At 47.0% G+C, this 19,906-nt stretch carries 23 protein-coding genes; 18 read left to right on the top strand and 5 right to left on the bottom strand.

Going from position 1 to position 19,906, the window contains the following annotated elements:
* Nucleotide 1 precedes the first annotated feature (1 nt).
* The 4 genes from hisA to BLU87_RS04750 all read left to right on the top strand — a co-directional run bounded on the left by hisA (nucleotide 2) and on the right by BLU87_RS04750 (nucleotide 2,124).
* Nucleotides 2-733 carry a 1-(5-phosphoribosyl)-5-[(5-phosphoribosylamino)methylideneamino]imidazole-4-carboxamide isomerase gene (gene hisA, locus BLU87_RS04765; RefSeq protein ID WP_092345231.1) on the top strand — a complete coding sequence of 244 codons (732 nt, stop codon included), beginning with the start codon at nucleotides 2-4 and terminating at the stop codon, nucleotides 731-733.
* The gene (gene hisF, locus BLU87_RS04760; protein ID WP_092345229.1) at nucleotides 733-1,500 is read left to right on the top strand and encodes an imidazole glycerol phosphate synthase subunit HisF; all 768 of its coding nucleotides are present in this window, start codon (nucleotides 733-735) and stop codon (nucleotides 1,498-1,500) included. The genes hisA and hisF overlap by 1 nt, the downstream gene beginning before the upstream one ends.
* 21 nt (nucleotides 1,501-1,521) lie before the next feature.
* Nucleotides 1,522-1,863, top strand: coding sequence for a phosphoribosyl-ATP diphosphatase (locus tag BLU87_RS04755; protein WP_092345227.1), 342 nt, complete (start codon nucleotides 1,522-1,524; stop codon nucleotides 1,861-1,863).
* Nucleotides 1,864-1,926: 63 nt separating this feature from the next.
* Nucleotides 1,927-2,124 (top strand): hypothetical protein, encoded by a 198-nt coding sequence (locus tag BLU87_RS04750; protein WP_092345225.1) that lies wholly within the window; start codon nucleotides 1,927-1,929, stop codon nucleotides 2,122-2,124.
* A 68-nt stretch (nucleotides 2,125-2,192) separates the two neighbouring features.
* On the opposite strand, the gene BLU87_RS04745 is transcribed toward BLU87_RS04750, so the two are convergent.
* Together BLU87_RS04745 and BLU87_RS04740 are read right to left on the bottom strand one after the other, a co-directional pair.
* Nucleotides 2,193-2,522 carry a hypothetical protein gene (locus tag BLU87_RS04745; protein ID WP_092345223.1) on the bottom strand — a complete coding sequence of 110 codons (330 nt, stop codon included), beginning with the start codon at nucleotides 2,520-2,522 and terminating at the stop codon, nucleotides 2,193-2,195.
* 77 nt (nucleotides 2,523-2,599) lie between these two features.
* Complete coding sequence (locus BLU87_RS04740; protein WP_092345221.1) at nucleotides 2,600-2,962, bottom strand: hypothetical protein; 363 nt, start codon at nucleotides 2,960-2,962, stop codon at nucleotides 2,600-2,602.
* Between the two features lie 433 nt (nucleotides 2,963-3,395).
* Between BLU87_RS04740 and BLU87_RS04735 the strand changes: the two genes are divergently transcribed.
* Nucleotides 3,396-3,620 (top strand): hypothetical protein, encoded by a 225-nt coding sequence (locus BLU87_RS04735; protein WP_092345219.1) that lies wholly within the window; start codon nucleotides 3,396-3,398, stop codon nucleotides 3,618-3,620.
* A gap of 59 nt (nucleotides 3,621-3,679) precedes the next feature.
* Nucleotides 3,680-3,904 (top strand): hypothetical protein, encoded by a 225-nt coding sequence (locus BLU87_RS04730; RefSeq protein WP_092345216.1) that lies wholly within the window; start codon nucleotides 3,680-3,682, stop codon nucleotides 3,902-3,904.
* Nucleotides 3,905-3,969: 65 nt separating this feature from the next.
* Here BLU87_RS04730 and BLU87_RS04725 read toward each other — a convergent pair whose 3' ends face one another.
* A complete protein-coding gene (locus BLU87_RS04725; protein WP_092345214.1) occupies nucleotides 3,970-5,496 on the bottom strand; it encodes a mucoidy inhibitor MuiA family protein in 1,527 nt (508 codons plus the stop codon).
* A gap of 85 nt (nucleotides 5,497-5,581) precedes the next feature.
* Here BLU87_RS04725 and BLU87_RS04720 point away from each other — a divergent pair, with 85 nt between their 5' ends.
* The 5 genes from BLU87_RS04720 (at nucleotide 5,582) to rarD (ending at nucleotide 11,186) form a co-directional block, all read left to right on the top strand.
* Nucleotides 5,582-7,120 carry a M48 family metalloprotease gene (locus tag BLU87_RS04720; protein ID WP_092345212.1) on the top strand — a complete coding sequence of 513 codons (1,539 nt, stop codon included), beginning with the start codon at nucleotides 5,582-5,584 and terminating at the stop codon, nucleotides 7,118-7,120.
* Nucleotides 7,121-7,326: 206 nt separating this feature from the next.
* The gene (locus BLU87_RS04715) at nucleotides 7,327-8,499 is read left to right on the top strand and encodes an ATP-grasp domain-containing protein (RefSeq protein WP_092345210.1); all 1,173 of its coding nucleotides are present in this window, start codon (nucleotides 7,327-7,329) and stop codon (nucleotides 8,497-8,499) included.
* A gap of 11 nt (nucleotides 8,500-8,510) precedes the next feature.
* Nucleotides 8,511-9,533: a D-cysteine desulfhydrase family protein gene (locus BLU87_RS04710; protein ID WP_092345208.1), complete on the top strand. Its 1,023-nt coding sequence runs from the start codon at nucleotides 8,511-8,513 to the stop codon at nucleotides 9,531-9,533.
* A gap of 369 nt (nucleotides 9,534-9,902) precedes the next feature.
* Nucleotides 9,903-10,127, top strand: a complete 225-nt coding sequence (locus tag BLU87_RS04705) for a hypothetical protein (protein ID WP_092345206.1) — start codon at nucleotides 9,903-9,905, stop codon at nucleotides 10,125-10,127.
* 84 nt (nucleotides 10,128-10,211) lie between these two features.
* Complete coding sequence (rarD, locus tag BLU87_RS04700) at nucleotides 10,212-11,186, top strand: EamA family transporter RarD (protein WP_217637435.1); 975 nt, start codon at nucleotides 10,212-10,214, stop codon at nucleotides 11,184-11,186.
* A gap of 4 nt (nucleotides 11,187-11,190) precedes the next feature.
* On the opposite strand, the gene BLU87_RS04695 is transcribed toward rarD, so the two are convergent.
* Entirely contained in the window at nucleotides 11,191-11,589 is a 399-nt protein-coding gene (locus tag BLU87_RS04695; RefSeq protein WP_092345204.1) for a tautomerase family protein, read from the bottom strand.
* 402 nt (nucleotides 11,590-11,991) lie between these two features.
* Between BLU87_RS04695 and BLU87_RS04690 the strand changes: the two genes are divergently transcribed.
* From BLU87_RS04690 to thyX, 7 genes are all read left to right on the top strand, one after another.
* On the top strand, nucleotides 11,992-12,219 hold the full coding sequence (locus tag BLU87_RS04690) for a hypothetical protein (protein WP_092345202.1): 228 nt from the start codon (nucleotides 11,992-11,994) through the stop codon (nucleotides 12,217-12,219).
* A gap of 46 nt (nucleotides 12,220-12,265) precedes the next feature.
* Nucleotides 12,266-12,922, top strand: a complete 657-nt coding sequence (locus tag BLU87_RS17580) for a DNA-binding transcriptional response regulator (protein ID WP_245706370.1) — start codon at nucleotides 12,266-12,268, stop codon at nucleotides 12,920-12,922.
* Between the two features lie 207 nt (nucleotides 12,923-13,129).
* Entirely contained in the window at nucleotides 13,130-13,723 is a 594-nt protein-coding gene (locus tag BLU87_RS04675) for a TetR/AcrR family transcriptional regulator (RefSeq protein ID WP_092345200.1), read from the top strand.
* Between the two features lie 606 nt (nucleotides 13,724-14,329).
* Nucleotides 14,330-15,631 (top strand): multiheme c-type cytochrome, encoded by a 1,302-nt coding sequence (locus BLU87_RS04670; protein WP_092345198.1) that lies wholly within the window; start codon nucleotides 14,330-14,332, stop codon nucleotides 15,629-15,631.
* 84 nt (nucleotides 15,632-15,715) lie between these two features.
* A complete protein-coding gene (locus tag BLU87_RS04665) occupies nucleotides 15,716-16,936 on the top strand; it encodes an OmpP1/FadL family transporter (protein ID WP_092345196.1) in 1,221 nt (406 codons plus the stop codon).
* A 225-nt stretch (nucleotides 16,937-17,161) separates the two neighbouring features.
* Nucleotides 17,162-17,794, top strand: a complete 633-nt coding sequence (locus BLU87_RS04660) for a LysE family translocator (RefSeq protein WP_092345194.1) — start codon at nucleotides 17,162-17,164, stop codon at nucleotides 17,792-17,794.
* 12 nt (nucleotides 17,795-17,806) lie between these two features.
* Nucleotides 17,807-18,724, top strand: a complete 918-nt coding sequence (gene thyX, locus BLU87_RS04655; RefSeq protein WP_217637434.1) for an FAD-dependent thymidylate synthase — start codon at nucleotides 17,807-17,809, stop codon at nucleotides 18,722-18,724.
* Between the two features lie 100 nt (nucleotides 18,725-18,824).
* Here thyX and BLU87_RS04650 read toward each other — a convergent pair whose 3' ends face one another.
* Nucleotides 18,825-19,889 (bottom strand): BMP family ABC transporter substrate-binding protein, encoded by a 1,065-nt coding sequence (locus BLU87_RS04650; protein WP_092345190.1) that lies wholly within the window; start codon nucleotides 19,887-19,889, stop codon nucleotides 18,825-18,827.
* Nucleotides 19,890-19,906: the final 17 nt, after the last annotated feature.

Raw genomic sequence — 19,906 nt, 5'->3', positions numbered from 1 at the left:
GGTGATTATTCTACCTGCAATAGATCTTAAAGGGGGACACTGCGTCCGTTTGGAGCAGGGTCTGATGGATAAAGATACGGTCTACAATGATGATCCTGCCGCTCAGGCCCTCCTCTGGCAGCAGCAGGGGGGAGAATTTCTCCACATTGTTGACCTTGATGGCGCTTTTGCCGGGGTGCCAAAAAATAAATCTGCAATACAGTCGATTGTCAACGCCATAAATATTCCCTCTGAATTGGGTGGTGGCATCCGTGATCTGGAAACCATCGAGGCTTATCTGGATCTGGGGATAACCCGGGTGATTCTCGGCACCGTCGCCAAAGAAAATCCTGCTCTGGTCAAGGAAGCCTGTCGCAAGTTTCCCGGACAGATTGTCGTTGGAATTGACGCCAAAGATGGTTTGGTGGCTGTCCGTGGTTGGGCCGATGTGACCGAGAAAAAAGCCACGGAGATGGCCAAAGAGATGGAAGGTTTTGGGGTTGAGGCCATCATCTATACCGACATCTCCCGTGATGGCATGATGCAGGGGCCAAACATTGAGGCGACCCGAGCATTAGCTGAAGCGATCATTATCCCGGTCATAGCTTCCGGCGGACTGTCAACTTTGGACGATATCCGTAAACTCTTGCAGATTGAATCCTCCGGGGTCACTGGGGTGATTACCGGCAAAGCGATCTACTCTGGCGCCATTGATTTGCGCGAAGCGGTTGCGCTGACAAAAGGGGGATGCTGATGTTGACGAAACGGATTATACCCTGTCTTGATGTCAAAGACGGTCGCGTCGTCAAAGGGGTCAATTTTGTCGGTTTACGCGACGCCGGAGATCCGGTTGAAGCGGCAGAAGCCTATAGTGATCAAGGTGCTGACGAACTGACTTTTCTGGATATCACTGCCAGTAGTGATAATCGTGGCATTATTCTCGATGTTGTGGCTAAAACTGCAGAGCGGGTGTTCATGCCGCTGACTGTCGGCGGTGGTGTGCGGGAAATCGCCGATATCCGTAACCTCCTCAATGCCGGGGCTGACAAGGTTTCCATTAACACTGCAGCGGTGCAAAATCCTGAATTTGTACGCAAAGCAGCAGAGCGTTTTGGCAGTCAGTGCATTGTTGTCGCTATTGACGCCCGTCGAGTGCCCTGCTCCCAGCCGCAAGCTTGGGAGGTCTACACCCATGGCGGACGTAAAGAGACCGGTATCGATGCTATTGCCTGGGCGCAACAGATGGAACGTTTGGGTTGTGGTGAAATTCTCCTGACCTCGATGGATTGTGATGGCACCAAAGATGGCTATGATATCGCCCTCACCCGAGCTGTGAGTGACGCCGTTGAGATTCCGGTGATCGCCTCAGGTGGGGTTGGCAATCTGGAGCATATTCGCGAAGGGTTGGTTGAAGGGGGCGCCAGTGCCGCACTTGCAGCCTCTATCTTTCACTTTAAGGAATACACCATCGCTGAATGTAAGGAATATCTGCAGCAGCGCGGTGTTCCGGCCAGAATTTAATCGATAATAGGGAAGATCATCATGTCTGAAGAAAACAACCAAGAGCAGGATATTCTCGAAGCGGTCTACCAGATTGTTCTCCAACGCAAGCAGATGGCTGACGGGGAAAAATCTTACGTCAAATCTTTATTTGATAAAGGTTTGGATAAAATTCTCAGCAAAATTGGTGAAGAGGCGACTGAAACCGCCGTCGCAGGTAAAGGGGGCAACCCGGACGAGATTGTTTATGAAGCCGCCGATCTGTTTTTTCACGTGCTGATATTGCTGGGATATTACGATTTGCCACCAGAGAAAGTTTACGCCGAGCTGCGTCGCCGTTTTGGGGTCTCGGGGATTGATGAAAAAGCGAGCCGCAACAAGTAAGGGTGATCATTTGCCCTGTTAACGTCAGCGCAAGATTTGATATTTTAACGATGGAGATTGACGATGCTTAGGATTCAGACCGATAACGTTACCGTAGAAATTGAACTCGATTCCCATTTCTATTTAAAAAGAGGAGAGGCTGAAGATGATAGTATCCGGGTGGCGTGGAATGACCTGGAAGACTCTGCTGCGGCAAATCTGAAGCAATTTGCAGAGATGATAGAAGGAACCTTGGAAGGGATGATTCCCAAGGCAGAATAAAGAATCATTACCATAATATATGCAAGGCCGTTCCAGCAGGGACGGCCTTTTTTGTTGTCAATAATGTGTTATTGCTTCGATTTCTGCTTATCAGCGGTGACATGTAACTTGCAATGAAAGCATCGTCTGACCGGACGGAACAGGAAGCCGTTCATATGAAAACAGTTTCCACATTGTGGACACCTTACCAGAGCGAGGAGGGTGACAGAAATAATCAACAGGATAATCCAGACGAGAAAGACGATGCCCACGGCTTGGTTTGGCTGTGCACTCCGCAGCGCAAGCAACATCGCTGGTAAGTAAGCCATAATGAGGATCCAGAAAAACCAACGGCGGCGACGGATTTTCTTGAGACCGGACTGTAATTCTTCAGGGCTGACCTCTTCTGTTTCATCCATTGTGACCTCCCAGACAGCAGCAAGCTAGCGACAATAATGTGCCAAGATTACTTGGTTTGTGTGCCAAGGGCAATGAACTATTTTTTCTTCGGCGGTTTTGCTTGGGGCGAGATCGCTTCTGCCCCCCTTTTATCAGCGTTGATATGGAGAGCACAATGAAGACAGCGGCGCAAGGGGAGAAAGGTTGGCCCGTGGGTATGGAAGCACTCACCACAACGGGGGCAGCGGACAATACAGGCGAAGACAACCGCGATAATAAGCAAAGCAATCCAGACGCAAAAAACAACGGTCGCGCGATTCCTGTAATCGGGAGAATCAAGGGCGATCATCATCGCTGGCAGGTAGGCACAGATAACCGCCCACAGAAACCAACGGCGTTTGCGGATTTTTTTTAAACCGGGCTGATATGCAATCGGGTTGATTGGTTTGGTTTTATCCATTTTTATCATCTCATGGCAACAGGAGTGAGGTTGCGATATTACTGATTTTGTCAGCGGAGATCAACGTTGTCGCCGTTGACATCCTCTCAACGACTGTTCTTTGATGCGTTTTTTGCTCTGCATAAATAAAATATTTTTAAAAAATAAAAAAATATACAAATTATATACTTGCTTAGAAATTAATAATTTTAGCTAGTTACAGTTTTTAGCGGGATGTTTTTCAATCGTTCAATCCGTTTAGTTGTATGTCTTCTATATACAGCTGAATCAGCAACCTCCACGGTTTCTTGCCAGTTTCATAAATAAAACTCCCTTTATTTTCAGTATTTTACCTATCTTTAGTGTTTATTTTTTTAAACTTGGCACGTTCACTGCTTTATATCTGGTCATTAGCAAAACAAAAAGCAACCAAACATAAGAGATGGAGGACGCCATGAAAAACACATTACGCAATACCTTAATCGCCCTGATCACTTTTTCTTCTTCGGCTTTTGCGGCAGGAAACACCACTGGCGGTAGTGCTGGATTACTCATCTCTTTGTTTGTCGGCTTCTTTGCTCTGATCATTATCTGCCAACTGGTCCCTGCGACGATCATGTTGGTCGGGACCCTCAAAGGATTGTTTGGCCGTGATCGCAAACAAGTGACAAATCACTAAAACAATAAACGCAACAAATATAGAAACATAATTTACCCAACAATTTAAAGGAGACCATCATGAAAGCTATTATCGCCACCCTGAGCCTGATCCTGTTCGCCGTCCCTGCCTTCGCTGTGGACACCACCCAGACCTATAACAGTGGCATCCTGGTTCTACTGTTTGTCGGATTTTGTGCCTTGCTCATCGTCGCCCAACTGGTTCCCGCGGTATTGACCCTGTTCGGTATGACCAAAGAAGCCGTCAAGAAAAGTGGCCGGAAAACTGTTTCTGCTAAGAACTAAAGCACAGATAATCCTCCGTTTAATAAAAAGGGCAGCCCGTCGGCTGCCCTTTTTGCGTTTCGGTTTTATCGTCCTAACGAGACCGGCATGTCTTCAGGGTAGGTCACTTGGTAGCCGTAATTGATCTGCTGCTCTTGCTGTGGTGGGATGGATAGATTCCAGACCAACTGATCTTCTTCCCGAAGCGGTAGCGGTGGAGAGAACAACTCTTGCAGTTCAATTTTCTCATGTCCGGAATGGGGATATGAATCTTCCACTCTGAGATCAATCGTGAAATTTTTATGATTCGTCAGGCTGATGTTCCAGTTCCAATTGTAGGTATTTTTTCGCGCTAACAACCCTTTTTCCCCGGCAACATGGTTGGTTTGCACATCGACGGCAATACCTGGGTCGCTGCCAAAACTGATGTTGACATTGTTTTTTTCATACAAGGAAAAATTTCGCTGACCGATATGCACACCATCGACCTGGATGGAAGCGACACCGGTTGGCAGGGGGAGGAAGTCCTCGTTTAACCCAAGATTGGCTTGCAGGAAAACCTGTTCGGATAATAGAGGCCGCGCCAGATAGGTAAAGGCGGCGTTCCAGATCCCTTCTCTGATTTGCATTCGGGACTCCTGGCCTGAAGCAATGTTGATCTGTCCCAGATCGTAGCTGTCGAACAGTTGGCCGGTGACTCTTTCCGGCAGCGGTTGGGTCTCCATTTCTGTTCCAGCGTCCATGAGTGCTTCTTGTGGCACTGCCATGGCCATGGTTTTCATGCTGTTGCGTGCTCTTACTATCTGTTGCTCCCGGATATTCCAAGGGGCATTTCCCGGAGGTGTCAGGGTGAAAACCGGTTCGGCGGTGGCGATTGTCAGTTTCACGTCGGTCCAGTCGATCCCTGTCTGTTGGCTGATGGTTGCGGTCCACACCCACTGAATTTTTTTCTGCTCGGGCAGGGCATTTAAGCTGTAACTGGACTGCCAACCTGCACGGCGAATGCGGTAGGAATAGCTAAGTCCCAGATCCGTTGTTGGTGGTTGGGAAAAGCTGATCTGAACCTGCCAGTTGCGTTGATTGTCACCGGTTTTTTGTTGTAATTGCTTGCGCGCCTCGTCAAGCTGTGCCTGACGTTCGCTTTTCTGCTGCCGAAATTTGCTTGCCTCTTGCAGCAGGGTGAGGCTTTCAGCGCGAATGATTTTGCCCATCTCCCGCGTATCCGCAAGGGTTTTAAGTGGAAGCTCCTGCTGATTTTTCCAATAATCGAGTGCCAAGGTGCGTGATTGGATCTGGTCATCCAGGTTGGCAATTTCTCCCTCAAGGCGGGAAATCAGCGTTTCAAGCTCTTTGAAGTCAGAGGCGTCGGGGAGAATCGAGGTGAACTCTATCCCGGTGATCCTTGGTCCGGTTGTCTGAGGTAGCGCAAGTTGTAAAGATTCCGGGATGGCAACATGCGGCAATTGTAGCGTTGCAGTACGACTCCCTTGAGCAATGATGGTCTGTTCAGAAACCGTGGCCCCGGTAGGATAGAGGACAACGGCTGTGGGTTTTGCAAAGACACTGGATTGCAACAGTGAAAAAGATAATAAAGTGAGAAACAGGTATTTCATGAATGCCTCTTTTCCGTGTTGGTTAAAGTTGTGATATCCTCAGTGGATGACTTAAGTGATTACTATAAAGATATTGGAGAAAAATATGCAGAGAAAATTAGCATTCATCTGGCTGATGGTTTTTCTTTGTTTGTCCGGTTGTGCTGTGAATCCGGTCACGGGAAAGAATGAATTGGCTCTGGTCCCTGAAGCGACTGAGATTAATATCGGTAATGAGCAATATCTTCCCAGTCGGCAGATGCAAGGGGGAGATTATAATGTTTCTCCGCAGGTTGTCACTTATGTCAAAGGGGTCGGGCAACGACTGGCGGCGGTGAGTGATCGCGACCTACCGTATGAATTTAATGTGATCAATGATTCGACTCCCAATGCCTGGGCGCTCCCCGGTGGGAAAATCGTCATCAACCGTGGCTTGCTGGTGGAGCTTGAGAGCGAGGCGGAATTGGCTGCTGTGCTGGGCCATGAAATTGTCCATGCTGCCGCGCGTCATGGGGCCAAAGGGATGGAGCGGGGGATGCTGTTGCAAGGAGCGGTTATGGCCGCAGGGATCGCTTCGCAAAATAGTGAGTTTTCACAGCTGGCCATCGGTGGTGCTGGGATTGCGGCACAATTAATCACCCAGCGATATAGTCGCGATGCTGAAACTGAAGCCGATTTCTACGGCATGAAATACATGTCCAAGGCAGGTTATGATCCCCGCGCGGCAATAAAATTACAGGAGACCTTTGTCCGCTTGTCTGCAGGCGGTGACGCCAACTGGCTCAGCGGATTGTTTGCCAGTCATCCCCCGTCACAGGAGCGGGTGGATGCCAACCGGATCACGGCGGCTAACTTGCCGCAGGGCGGAGAAATCGGTCGGGATCGTTATCAGCAGGCGCTGGCACCGTTGTTGCGCGATAGCGATGCGTATCAGGCCTATGATGCAGGGCGCAAGGCGTTGAGCGAGGACAATTATGAGCGAGCTCTGAACCTGGCGAATAAAGCGTTGCAGCTGCAACCTCGCGAGGCTTTATTTCATTCGTTGCGTGGCGATGTGCGTTTAAAGCAGCATCAATATCGGGATGCCATCACGAACTATGATCGGGCGGTGCAGTATAACCGCGAATATTTTCATTACTATCTGCAACGCGGATTGGCACATTTACAGTTGCATGAAAAAGCTCAAGGTGAAGCTGACCTGAAAAAGAGTATCACCTTGCTACCGACGGCTCCGGCAATGAACGCTCTGGGGGAATTATCTTTAGCTAGTGGCGATATCGTGACGGCGAAAAACTATTTTTCAGCCGCAGCAAGCTCCAATTCTACAGCGGGAAAAGCTGCTGCCCAAGCTTTTGTCCGGCTCGATCTGCCTGATAATCCAGACAAATATTTACAACTCAGATTAGGTCGCGATCGTAGCAACTATCTTCTGGTACAGGTCAGCAACGGGACGGAGCAGAGCGTTAGCCATATTGGTTTTGTTGTCCAATTCACGGATGTTCAGGGGCAAGTGCGGAACGTGCGCATGGAGATTCCCGGCCGTCTTGGTTCGCAGCAGGCAAAGACCGTTTCGACTGGAATCGGGCCCTTTACCAGCTTGGATAAGGTTCGGGGGCAGGTAGTCCGGGCACGGGTGGTTGAATAACTGTGCGTCCGCTTGGACTGAGGGGTTCAGGCCTCTTTGGCTCAACTTGGCCCTTTATCTTCATCTCTTGCGACAACATACCGAGAACCACAGTGTGAGCCATTGTGTCTATATTGCCCGTCTGTGATGGGGATGTTATACAGTGTGCTGAATATCACCTGCGATTATCAGCATGGTGTCGATACGAGAGAGGGAGTTGAAAGAAAATGTTTTTAGTCGATAAGCCCTATATTTCAGATTTTTTTAAACAGACGATGATGGATAGCGGCATTCCTGTGGTAGCGACTGAGTTATCCAGACAGATGGATCTTTATGCCGGCACGAATCTGATCAGTGAATCCCGCGCGATCGAGATGGTACAACAAAACCAAAGTCTTCCGATCTACACAACCTCTGAGAATGCTATCAGCTGGATAACGGAGAACCTGTCTTTTAGTGATCTGCCAGACAAAATTGCACTGTTTAAGGATAAATTGAAATTCCGTCAATTGACGCAAACAATTTTCCCGGACTTTTATTTCCGCGGTGTCAACCTCAATGAGTTGCAAGATCTTCAATTTGATCAACTGCCCCTGCCATTTATCATCAAGCCGAGTATTGGTTTCATGAGCATGGGCGTTTACAAGGTTGCCAACGAGAAAGAGTGGCAGGCAGCCAAGGCGGCAATTGTTGCCGAGATCGATCAGGTCAAAGGCTTGTATCCCGACTCAGTACTGGACACCAATGCTTTTATTATTGAGCAATGTATTGATGGTGAAGAGTTCGCCGTCGATGTCTATTATAATGATGCGGGTGAGGCGGTTGTTCTGGGGATCCTGAAGCATGTTTTCTCTTCGGATGCTGACGTCAGTGACAGAGTTTATATCTCATCAAAGGAGATTGTTGAGGAGAACCTGACGGCATTTACCCGCTTTGCAGATAAAATTGGTCGTCTGGCCGGGGTGAAAAACTTTCCCGTACACATTGAGTTGCGTAAGGGGCGTGATGGTACCGTTCTGCCCATCGAAGTCAACGCAATGCGCTTCGGAGGCTGGTGCACGACCGCAGACCTGACCGCCATGGCTTATGGCTTTAATCCCTATCGGTATTTTTATGGACAACAAAAACCTGACTGGTCACAGCTTCTTCAGGGGAAAGAGGGAGTGCTCTACAGTATGGTTGTGTTGGATAACTCAAGTGGCTTTGAGATTGATGCCATCGCGTCGTTTGACTACGAAAAGTTGCTGACAAAGTTTAAGCATCCGCTTGAGCTCAGACAGATTGATTTTCGTCAGTATCCGGTTTTCGGTTTTCTCCTTTTGGAGACGCAAGAAGAGGATTTTGCCGAATTGCAAACCATCCTGGAATCTGATTTACGGGAATTTATCACCCTAAAATGAAAGGGAGTCTCATGTCACAGTCTATCTCATTTCAATATCCTGAACGGGTTCAACTGGCGCAGACACCGACTCCGTTGCAAAAAATGGAACGTTTAAGTGATCGTTTCGGAGTTGATATCTATTTTAAGCGGGATGATTACACCGGCACTGAGCTTTCGGGAAACAAAGTTCGGAAATTAGAGTTTCTGCTCCACCGTGCCCTGCAGATGGGTGTGGATACAGTGATTACTTGCGGCGGGGCGCAATCCAATCATTGCCGTGCAACTGCTTTTGCGGCCAAACGACTGGGGCTCAAGACGGTGCTGCTGTTGCGCACCCCGAACCCCGCTCAGCCACCGGCGACCGAGGCCAATATTTTACTCGATTATCTTGCTGATGCTACGGTTATCTGGATCACACCAGAACAGTATCAACAGCGGAATCTTTACTTTGCCCGGCAGGCAGAGCAATTGGTAGCGGCCGGTGCTTGCCCATATATTATCCCGGAAGGGGGTTCTAATGCCCTCGGCGCTTGGGGTTATGTCTCTGCTGTTGAAGAACTTGTCAATGACGTGAAAGAGCTGGATGCTTCAGTCGCAGCTACAACGACGGTCATCTCAGCAGTCGGATCAGGTGGAACCACGGCTGGATTGGTCTTGGGTAATAAGCTCTTTGCTGCGGGTTTTCGGGTCGTCGGTGTCAATGTCTGTGATGACCGGGAATATTTCCAGCGGGTTATCGGCACGATCATGGATGACTTTCAGGAGCGATATTTACCACAATCTATTGTTTCGCCGGCGGATATAGAGATTCTCGATGGTTATGTCGGTAAGGGATATGCGTTATCTCAGCCTGCAGAACTGGAGGCGATTAGAGACCTAGCCCGTTTAGAGGGGGTGGTGCTGGATCCTGTTTATACTGGGAAAGCTTACTTTGCCATGATTTCTGAACTGGAAAAAAATCCGCAATGTTTTGGCCCAAGGATTGTCTTTGTGCACACCGGTGGGCTGTTTGGTTTATTCTCTATCGCCGAGCAGATGGCAGCGGTATTGTAACTGTCTTTGTAAGCGTCACCCTGCTTGTATGCGGAAAAAATATATCTGCTGCATATTTTTATATACACCCTGGTATTTAAATAAAAATATTAAATATCAGGGTGTTATCTGTTCATCCCTGTTATCTCTGCTGTTTTGAACCCTCCTTTGCGTATATTTTTTTTATACACGCTACCTCGAGAACGTTAATCCTCGAAGTTGCAGATGAAGCATAATTATTAATAAAACTAGGAGGTTGAATGGTTTTTTTTGATGGATTATATGGCTTGGCATGGACGCTGCTATATCTCCAGTTGTAAGCGTAAGGCCAAAGTCACCAAGCAGCAATAAAACATATAACCCTGACTTAATCATTTCAAGGAGATCATCATGAAAGCTATCATCGCAACCCTCAGTTTGATTTTGTTCGCCGTACCTGCCTTTGCTGTGGATACAAGCAAGACCTATAACAGCGGCATCCTGGTTCTTCTGTTTGTCGGTTTCTGTGCGTTGTTGATCATTGCTCAATTGGTTCCTGCTGTATTAGCTCTGTTTGGTCTGACCAAGGAGGCCGCCAAGCAAAGTGGCCGGAAAACAGTTTCGGCTAAGAACTAAAATATAAGAGCAAACTCCATTTCACAAAAAGGGCAGCCAACCGGCTGTCCTTTTTGCATTGTAACTTGATCACAATGGAGTTGCATGGATAACGATCAATTTAATTTTGATTTGTTGGGTTATTTCTCTGGTTGTTGGTGCTATATTCGCGTTCCCACTGCTTACGATATTTTAAGGGTTACTATGAACCAACAACTATCTGGAATTTTGTTCGGCCTTGCTGCGTTTACCACCTGGGGCTTTTTACCTGTTTACTGGAAGCAATTGCATGATGTCGTCCCGTTTGAGATTATCTGTCATCGGATTGTCTGGTCTTGTCTTTTTCTCTGTTTGATTATCAGTTTTCAGCATAGATGGTCCGAAGTCAGACAGATTGCCAGCAATTCAGCAAATCTGAAAAAACTCTGTGGCAGTGGTCTGCTGATCGGCTTGAATTGGTTTATCTATATTTGGGCGGTCAATACGGAGCATGTTATCGAAACCAGTTTAGGTTACTACATTACGCCGATGGTTAATATTTTGCTCGGTTTTCTGTTGTTGGGTGAGAAATTCAACCGCTTGCAGTTGATGTCGATCCTTTGTGCATTGGCTGGCGTCAGCTATTCATTGTTGGCTTATGGTGATTTACCGCTGTTTGCGCTCACGTTGGCATTTACTTTTGCTTTTTATGGTTATGCCCGTAAAAAAATCCAAGTCGCACCGATTCCCGGTTTGCTGATTGAGACCTGCGTATTGCTCATTCCTGCGTTGGCTTATATCTGTTACCGGCAGATCTTTTTTGGCAGTCTCTTCTTTGTCGATCTTAACATCACCCTTTGGCTGGTTGGCGCAGGTGTTGCGACGAGTTTGCCCTTACTCTGGTTCGCTGCTGCTGCGAGAAAGCTGAAGCTTTCGACGGTAGGGATCTTACAGTACTTAGCGCCGACAATTGCTTTTACTCTGGGAGTGTTTGTCTACCGGGAACCATTTGATTGGCACAGTGGGATAACTTTTACGCTGATCTGGTTGGGGGTATTTATTTACTGTGCCGATTCTATTGTCCGAACGTATAGGTTTTAGCCGTTCAATCTACCAGGGGATCTTCCCCCTCTTGCCAACCGGATAAATATCTCTCGACCAGATGAAAATCTTCCCCTTTATGTTCGGTCAGGGTGACGTACATATGCTCCTTGGGGATATCCCAAGTCCTCTGCAGCAGGTCCATAAATCCTAAAGTCAAAGTCCTCCGCTGTTTCATGGTCCGTCCCTCGCGGATATCGGCATTGACGACAGCAATTCCTTTTTCTGGTTCTTTTACTCGACCTATGGACAAATTATGAGTGCCGAATTCACGAATTGAAATACTGATATGGTCGGTGCCAGTGTCCATAATCTCGGAAAATAACTGACGGACCTGTTCGGAAAAATCCATTTTGTCTGCATCCGTTAAGGATTGATTTATCTCAAACTGTAGATGTGGCATAAAGACCTCCAAAGAGTCGGTTGTGATGCTGTTGTCAACGCAAGTGTGTTTGTTTGAAAAGTATAGCAGCTACCGTTTTAATCGCTCTGGGCTAATAAATAAAATATCTCCAGATAAAAAACTTTATACACCCAACCTTTGAGTGAAATCCCTTTTATATCAGCGCCTTAAGTGTTTTTCTTTGGATTTTTCTCCCAGTTATTGTTGTCTTGATGTATGTCAATTATATACAAGATAGCTATTTGCATGCCGTGATATTCTCAAGTTGAAAACTTCTTTTTCAATAAATACAGGGGGTTAATCTTTAAACGTTGATATTTTGCAGACTTGGCACGTGCTGTGCTTATCTTTAATCACAAGAGACGGAATAAAAATAAATCTTTTATATAGATGGAGGACATTATGAAAAACACCTTACGCAACACTTTGATTGCCCTGAGTTTTTTTTCTGGATCCGCTTTTGCCGCAGATCAAGGAAGTGCTGGTGGGGGGAGTTTGCTGCTCTCATTGTTTATCGGCTTCTTTGCCCTGATTGTGGTCTTTCAACTGGTTCCAGCTACAATCATGCTCATCGGGATAATAAAAGGATTGGCTGGTAAGAGCAGCAAGGAAGTGAAATCTTCACATTGATTCCTAGGTCCCTAAGTGGAATCTTTAAGATAGAAAGGTGGCAATTATGCAAGGTCTATTGATAGCAAATAAAAATCAGGGATCCCGGGAGCAATTGGCGAGCCTCTTTAATGCCAGTGATTATCAGGTGACAACAGTTGATGCTGTTGCGAATGCTCTTGAAGGAATTATCAATAAAGATATTCAGGTGGTTGTGATTGATGGTCACTACGATGAACAGAATATTGTCAAGTTGATTCCATTGTTGAAAAAATGTAACCGCAATATTTCGATTATTTTGGTTTCAGATGAAATGCCGATTGAGATGGAGCGTCGGATTCGTAAAGAAGGGATTTTTTATCACGCACTGAAAACGGTTGGTGAAGATAATGGTGAAGAGATTCGTCAGGTCGTCAGCTACGCATTTAAAAAATATGCCGAAAATACAGCTATCAAGGCGAATAAAAAGCATAAGGCGAAGGCGATGTTTCCCGTTAAATCTGCCTTGTCGACGATTGCTATGATCATGATGTTTGTTAGTCCTGCATTTGCTGTTGATACGACGCAAACCTACAACAGTGGCATTTTGGTCCTGCTGTTGATCGGTTTTTGTGCGTTGCTCATTGTTGCCCAACTGGTCCCTGCGGTGCTGGTGTTGGTGGGGATGACCAAGGCCGCCGTGCAGAGAACTTCCCCGCGGGCGCAAAAGTCGAGCAGCAAGTAGACTTGATCTCTTTGACACGATCGCAAGGGGCTCCCATCGGGAGTCCTTTTTGCGTTGCTGTCACGATTGGTTTCGACCACATGTTTGGCATTCGTCATTGTCGATAATAATCAAGACAGAGGAAGCCCTTGCGGTCTATTTGAATATTCTCTATATTGTTTATTTACGCCGAACGAAGGTTCATTTTCTAGACAGGATGATCCATTTATGCCGAAGACCAAGAAGAAAAATGGCAACGCTGTTGACCTGCGACAAACAATTTTAAAGACGGCCCTTATCCTTTTTACCAGTAAAGGATATTTTAATACCTCTGTTCACGATATAAAGCGGACAGCAGATATTAGCATCGGTGCGGTTTATCATCACTTTAAAAGCAAGGAAGAGATTGCCAAGGCGATCTATGCAGAAATGCTCGAAGTGATGACGAAGTCGATGGATGAGATCATGGTTCAATACGATTCGACTCAGGAACGGGCTAAAGCAATCATGAGAATGCTCTTTGATTGGGCTGAAACCAATCCTGCCGAGATGGAATTTATGCTCCACGCCAAGCATAAGGAATTTATGCCTTCAGCCATTCCCGTTTGTTCTTCCCGCCCTCTGGCAATGATGCGCGAAGTTGTCCAGACCGGAATCAATAACGGTGAGATCCGGGAAATGGACGTAACCCTCGCGGCAACCTGCCTGTTTGGCGGCATGTTCCGGATGATCAATTTGCGTCTTGATGGTATTTTTAAAGAACCACTTCCCCCCCATCTGGAAATGGTCTGGGATTGTGCCTGGAAAGGTGTCGCCCGCTAAGCAGTTGCTATTCGACCTGTTGAGAGGCCGAAAAACAACAGTCTGGTTGCAGCATGAGATCAATATTATCCCCATTCCCCCTTTTTAATTTCCCCGTAAAATAAAAAAATTAAATTTATTTAGCAAAACGAGCGTTCGGTCTTGACTTTTGTTTGAGAGGCTATTATTCTCTTCGCGTCAGGCCGAACGAGCGCTCGGTTTGCAATCGTTTGATTGGCAAATCTATGCGCTGATACTTGGATTTTTAATGGTATTAAGAGGATTTATGCGCACAGGTACATTCCCCTTAAATCGACACAGTATTTCGACCCTTCTTTTTAACCCATCCGTTCAGAATGGGATCATCTCCATCATTTATATCAGACAGGCTGAAACAGAGTCTTTTAACAACGTAGGAAATATCCAACAGCGAGAGAGTTGGCTTCACAATATATTCCCAATGAGGGATTTTTTCGCGCTGCTGACTGGATATATTTTTTTATTCTGCCACAGACCGAGCGTTCGGTTTTTTTCTCAACCCTTCATCTTTAGAAAGGAGCGCTTTAACCGATTCTGAATCGTCAGAACCGCTGCCACGTAAGAATTAAAACAACAATGGAGGAAAATATGATTAAAAGAGTTTTGTTCGTAGCTAGTCTCAGCGTGCTGTTAAGTTTACTTCTGGCTGGTGGTGTTTTCGCTAGCTCACATGGCCAGAGCAGTCATACAAGTGTTCAACCTAAATCTTATGCAAACCCCAAAAATGCCAGCCAATGTCTCGTATGTCATGGTCAACTGGATTATTTACGTTCAGTCACCGCAGACACTAAAGATGGTTATGGCCATGATGTTGCGGCTGAAACTGTGGCCCAAGGATTATATGTCGGCCCGGAATTTGTTAACGACCGCATCCATGGTCGGCAATCTTGTGAGTTCTGTCACGGTGGCAATCCTGACGCGACTGATGTCAAGCTAGCGCACGAAGGGATCATTAAAGATCCAACGGCAGATGGGGGGCAAAAGATTTGCGCATCTTGTCATCAGGATATTGTCAAGAATGCCCAGACTTCAATCCATTTCAATATGACCGGTGTTCGCAATAAGCTTTCTGCTCGTCTCGGCAAGACTCATGAGAAAGAAGTTGTGGTGGGGCAAATCATGGAAGGGGACTGTCTGGCTTGTCATGCGACCTGTGGCACCTGTCATATTGGTACCGCCCCGATAGCTAATGCTGGGCTGCAAGCCAACCATAAGGTCGAGGTCAAGCCTGATAACCTGCAAGTTTGTATCCCTTGTCACCATCTGGCAGGCGCTGGCTTCTTTACCCAGGAGAAAAATCTCCATGTCGCCTTGGGAATGGACTGTAATTCCTGTCATCGGAGCGAGCAGGAATATCATGGTCGTGGCGGTGATCAAGAACAACTGGGCATGATGAGCCCGGGGCTGATCAAAGCCAGCTGTTATGATTGTCATCAAGATGCGGCGACAACAAACGAAGCCCATGAAATTCATGGCGAGTTCGTTAGCTGTCAGGCTTGTCACGGGACTGAGTATGAATCCTGTGTCGCCTGTCACAACCGGGTCCCTGAAGATGAGCATATCTTTAAGTTAGGTGAATTCGACGGCAAAGTTTATCCCATGGTTCATACCACCGGGACAACTTCAGCTGATGCTTTTAACCACATGGGGATTCATCTGCAGCAGAAAGACCTTGAGTCTAAGGCTGCCTGGGTTCCTTACACAACTCACTTCTTGCAACTTGCTCCGATTCACAAAGAAGGTGGAAAGGTGATGTGTGAAAACTGCCACGGTAATGATGACATCTTCCTGCAAGAGAAAGACCTCTCGTATCCAGAACTGGAAAAGCAATTGTTGATGGATGCGCCACGGAAGCTCAGTAAAGATGAACTGCAAGACGCAATGAAGTAAAGCCCAAGGCCCTCTCGGATTTGATGAAATCTGCGAGGGCCTTAATTTTTTGAGCGACACCTCATAATGAGGTGAGGAGGTTATATGAAGAAGTTTCTCGTGACGTCGATGTTTTGTTGTGCCGCAATGCTTCTGCCATGTTTAAGCTATGCGACCAATGGTGATAATCTGATTGGTGTTGGCCCGGTTTCACGTGCTATGGGTGGAACTGGGATCGCCGCACCACAGGATGCAATCAGCGCAACCTTCAGCAATCCTGCGGCGATGAATGTTGGTCCTTATTGTCCCGAATCGCAATTTGATTTTGCTTCAACGTTTTTTGCCCCAAAGATTGACGCCAAAGTGACGATCAATAATGGCACTCCACTCACCGCCGATTCGGATCAGAAGGTCTACATGGTGCCGGCATTTGGCATTTCGACCCCGATTAACGATAAGATGCGGGTTGGTTTAGCCGCTTACGGGGTGACCGGGCTAGGAGTTGATTATCGCGATACCGATATCGCTAACACCGGTGCGGTTGATTCGACTCAGTTGATGATTTTAAAGTTTGCCCCAACGTTTGCCTATCAAATCAACGAAAAGCTCTCGGTGGGTTTTGCCGCACATCTGGTCAATTCTGCTCTGGATCTGGACAATGGGACCTCTGGCAACTATGGATTTGGCGGACAACTCGGTGCTATTTATCAACTGACAAACGCATTTTCCATTGGCGCGACTTATATGAGCCCGATCAATGCTGACCATCAAAATGTCTATGATCTTGACGGTGATGGCACTATGGATGATTTTGCTCTGGAAGCCCCACAAACCCTCGGTTTTGGCGTCTCATATAGTCCTTCAGATCGTTTCCTCGTTGCTCTCGACGCGAAATGGCTTAACTGGTCTGATGCGAAGGGTTACGATGATCTGGATTGGGATGATCAGTACGTCATTGCGATTGGTGGACAATTCAAACCCACCGCCAAACTGATCCTGCGCCTTGGCTATAACTATGCAGAGAATCAGCTTAAAGAACATAGTAACTTTGATGGTACAACCACGGTAAAAATTCAAGGTAAGTCTGTTAATGCCTATGGTTATGAGACCTTGCGTATTATTGGCTTTCCGGCCATCTCTGAACACCATATCACGGTCGGTCTGGGTTATCAGATTACTGAAACCGTGAATATTAATCTCGGCTATATGCATGCATTTGACAGCAGTGTTAAGTCGAGCGGAACCATGCCTGATGGTACCCCGGTTGAGCTTGAATCGAATCTCAGCGAGGACGCGGTCGACTTCTCTCTGGCGTGGCAGTTTTAATTATCGTCGTCAATGGGCCTGGCAGTCTTTGATTGTCAGGTCCTTACGCTGAAAAATAGTCATTTTCTCTCCTCTGCAGAACCCTCCCGTTGTCTCTTGACCCTGCTTGCAGCCACAAATCCGTTTTAAATTTTGTTAGAAATGTCGCAAAGAAAAAAATTGAAATAAAATCTTGGCGAAATGTGTTATTTTTAGCGTTTAAAAAAATAATACTGGAGATGATCTATGACGATTCATGCTTGGTTCATGTACTTGATATTGGTCCTTGTTGCAGCGTCAACACCAGGTCCGGCTGTTTTGTTTATTATGACCAACAGTACATTACATGGATGGAAAAAAGCCATTTTTGCCGCTCTTGGTAATATTTCCGGCTTGTTGATTATGGGGATTATTGCTGTAACCGGCCTGGGGGCACTGCTCAATACCTCTGAATTGGTTTTCAATCTGGTTAAATATGCGGGAGCCGCATATCTTGCGTATCTGGGGATAAAGATGTTTTGTCAACGCGGGATCGATTTCAATCAGGTGCAGTCGTGTTTGCAACCAGAAGTGAAATCGGCAAAAAAAATGTTTGTTCAGGCATTGGGGGTGGCTTTGAGTAACCCTAAGGCAATCGTCTTCTTGACCGCGTTGCTCCCTCAGTTTATGCATGTCGAGCTGCCTATCTTGCCCCAATTCTCTATTTTGATTGCGACATTAATGTTCTTCTCGTTTGCCTTCCTTATGTTTTATGCTCTATTGGCCCACAAAGCCAAATTCTGGTTGATGAAGCCACGGCGGATGAAAATATTTGGTCGGGTCAGCGGATCAATTTTCGTAGGTTTTGGTGCCCTTTTAGCTACATCTTCACATCGTTAAAGGATAAATTACGTGACAACTCAATTAATACGTCCAGTTAGCCCAGAGCTCGATGCCATCCTTGGTCAAACCTTCCCAGTTCTTGATGACGGTTTTGTCCGTGTTGTTGATTATATGGGCAATGATTCCTCGATCGTACAGGCTGCTCGGGTCTCTTATGGTGACGGCACGAAAAAAGTTTCACAGGATCGCGCCCTGATCCGTTATCTGCTGCGCAACTACCATACAACCCCTTTTGAAATGTGCAGTCTGAAACTCCATGTTCGGGTGCCTATGGATACCTGGCGCCAGTGGATTCGCCACCGTACTGCCAGCGTCAATGAGTACAGTACCCGCTATTCCATTGCCATCGACGGTGCCCAAATGACAGCTGCGGACCAGTGGCGACAACAGGCGCAAGATAATAAGCAGGGTAGTTCCGGGTATTTTGATCAAAGTATCGGCCAGGAGCTTACGCATGCAGAACAGGAGTTGCACCGTTTGTCAAAAGAGGTCTACCACCATCGTCTTGATGGTGGTGTTGCCAGAGAACAGGCACGTAAAGACCTCCCCTTAAGTACCTATACCGAAGCCTTCTGGCAGATTGATCTGCATAACTTGTTTCATTTTCTCGCTTTGCGCATGGATTCTCATGCCCAACTGGAGATTCGCAACTATGCTGAAACTATTGGTGAGCAGATCGTCAGTCGTTGGGTTCCTCAGGCTTGGGAAGCGTTTAAGGATTACCGTTTTAAGCGGATGACCTTATCCCAGCAGGATCAGGAGTTATTGGCTCTGTTGGCGGGGCAGAAAAAACAGGCGGCTCTGGATTGGTGTAAAAACAGCGGCTGGCTTAAAGATAAAGACGGTCAACTCGTTTTATCGCGGGAAGCGCTGGAATTTGCAGACAAATTGACAACGTTAGGGATGCTTCCACCCTGGGAGGAATAACTTTTTCAGACCGATTGAGATCGCAATTATTTTGGCCGCTAACCAAGGACTTTGGTTAGCGGCCATTTTGTTGTTGATGCGAGTTGGCAGTTGAAGAACCTTATTCAGCGATTGATCCTTGTACTCCCTCAACAAAGAAATTCATGCTCAATAGTTCTTTGTCGCTATAGGTTTTTCCTGTCGGGAGGATGACATCTCCGGCTTGATCTTTGATCGGCCCAGCAAAGACCTGCATCTTATGCTCCATAAGAGCCTGTTGTTTTTCGGCTACCAGGGTTTGTACGGCTGCGGGGACTTTGTCGCTCAGAGGAGCCAGCTTGACCACACCTGTCTCCATTCCTGCCCAGATTTCTTCTGGTGTCCATGTGTCATTATGGACGTTGGTGGCAAATTCCTTATACAACACCCCCCAGTCCCAGATCGGAGCAGTCAAAAAAGCATTGGGGGCAAACTGTCTCATATCAGAATCATTACCGATGGCAAATTTGCCCCGCTCTTCAGCCGCTTGGAGTGTGGCTGGTGTGTCCTGATGCATGGAGAGGACATCTGCGCCGACATCCAGCAATGAATCTGCAGCATCTTTTTCCAGACCAGGATTAAACCATGTCTGAGTCCAGACAACTTTGACGGTCGCTTTGGGGTTTACTTCACGGACACCAATGGTAAACGCATTGATTCCTCTAATAACTTCAGGGATCGGGTAGGCGGCAACATAGCCAATATTGTCAGATTTGGTCATCGATCCAGCGACGATACCAGAGAGATATTTACCTTGATAGAAACGGCCAAAGTAGTTGCCCATATTGGCCGTCGTTTTGTAACCGGAACAGTGTTCAAAGGCGATATCTTTGAACCTGTTAGCGACCTCAACAGTTGAGTCCATAAACCCGAAACTGGTTGTGAAGATAAGGTTGTAGCCTTTGTTGGCAAGACCGGTAATGACTCGGGTTGCATCAGCCCCTTCAGGGACAGACTCGATAAAAGTCGTTTTCGTGACAAAAGGAAGCTCCGCCATCGCGATCCGTCCTTGGTCATGGGCATAGGTCCAGCCCCCATCACCGACCGGTCCTACATAGATAAAGGCCGCCTTCACATCCTTGGCATAAGCGGACGCTGCAAAGGCGAGGGAAAATAGCACGAGAAGCCCTACAATCATTTTTTTCATGGTTGTTTTTCCTTAGC

It is taken from the genome of Desulfuromusa kysingii (assembly GCF_900107645.1).
GTDB classification, from domain to species: domain Bacteria; phylum Desulfobacterota; class Desulfuromonadia; order Desulfuromonadales; family Geopsychrobacteraceae; genus Desulfuromusa; species Desulfuromusa kysingii.
Note: the sequence above shows the minus strand (reverse complement) of the source record. Positions and strands in the feature narration are given on the sequence as shown.

Bases quoted from the DNA above. Each gene is read 5' to 3' on its own strand.
- hisF (WP_092345229.1), top strand. From the start codon at position 733: ATGTTGACGAAACGGATTATACCCTGTCTTGATGTCAAAGACGGTCGC.
- BLU87_RS17580 (WP_245706370.1), top strand. From the start codon at position 12,266: ATGCAAGGTCTATTGATAGCAAATAAAAATCAGGGATCCCGGGAGCAA.
- BLU87_RS04660 (WP_092345194.1), top strand. From the start codon at position 17,162: ATGACGATTCATGCTTGGTTCATGTACTTGATATTGGTCCTTGTTGCA.
- BLU87_RS04750 (WP_092345225.1), top strand. From the start codon at position 1,927: ATGCTTAGGATTCAGACCGATAACGTTACCGTAGAAATTGAACTCGAT.
- BLU87_RS04710 (WP_092345208.1), top strand. From the start codon at position 8,511: ATGTCACAGTCTATCTCATTTCAATATCCTGAACGGGTTCAACTGGCG.
- BLU87_RS04705 (WP_092345206.1), top strand. From the start codon at position 9,903: ATGAAAGCTATCATCGCAACCCTCAGTTTGATTTTGTTCGCCGTACCT.
- BLU87_RS04715 (WP_092345210.1), top strand. From the start codon at position 7,327: ATGTTTTTAGTCGATAAGCCCTATATTTCAGATTTTTTTAAACAGACG.
- rarD (WP_217637435.1), top strand. From the start codon at position 10,212: ATGGATAACGATCAATTTAATTTTGATTTGTTGGGTTATTTCTCTGGT.
- BLU87_RS04730 (WP_092345216.1), top strand. From the start codon at position 3,680: ATGAAAGCTATTATCGCCACCCTGAGCCTGATCCTGTTCGCCGTCCCT.
- BLU87_RS04745 (WP_092345223.1), bottom strand. From the start codon at position 2,522: ATGGATGAAACAGAAGAGGTCAGCCCTGAAGAATTACAGTCCGGTCTC.
- BLU87_RS04735 (WP_092345219.1), top strand. From the start codon at position 3,396: ATGAAAAACACATTACGCAATACCTTAATCGCCCTGATCACTTTTTCT.
- BLU87_RS04650 (WP_092345190.1), bottom strand. From the start codon at position 19,889: ATGAAAAAAATGATTGTAGGGCTTCTCGTGCTATTTTCCCTCGCCTTT.
- BLU87_RS04755 (WP_092345227.1), top strand. From the start codon at position 1,522: ATGTCTGAAGAAAACAACCAAGAGCAGGATATTCTCGAAGCGGTCTAC.
- BLU87_RS04665 (WP_092345196.1), top strand. From the start codon at position 15,716: ATGAAGAAGTTTCTCGTGACGTCGATGTTTTGTTGTGCCGCAATGCTT.
- BLU87_RS04670 (WP_092345198.1), top strand. From the start codon at position 14,330: ATGATTAAAAGAGTTTTGTTCGTAGCTAGTCTCAGCGTGCTGTTAAGT.
- BLU87_RS04695 (WP_092345204.1), bottom strand. From the start codon at position 11,589: ATGCCACATCTACAGTTTGAGATAAATCAATCCTTAACGGATGCAGAC.
- BLU87_RS04720 (WP_092345212.1), top strand. From the start codon at position 5,582: ATGCAGAGAAAATTAGCATTCATCTGGCTGATGGTTTTTCTTTGTTTG.
- BLU87_RS04675 (WP_092345200.1), top strand. From the start codon at position 13,130: ATGCCGAAGACCAAGAAGAAAAATGGCAACGCTGTTGACCTGCGACAA.
- BLU87_RS04725 (WP_092345214.1), bottom strand. From the start codon at position 5,496: ATGAAATACCTGTTTCTCACTTTATTATCTTTTTCACTGTTGCAATCC.
- BLU87_RS04690 (WP_092345202.1), top strand. From the start codon at position 11,992: ATGAAAAACACCTTACGCAACACTTTGATTGCCCTGAGTTTTTTTTCT.
- BLU87_RS04740 (WP_092345221.1), bottom strand. From the start codon at position 2,962: ATGGATAAAACCAAACCAATCAACCCGATTGCATATCAGCCCGGTTTA.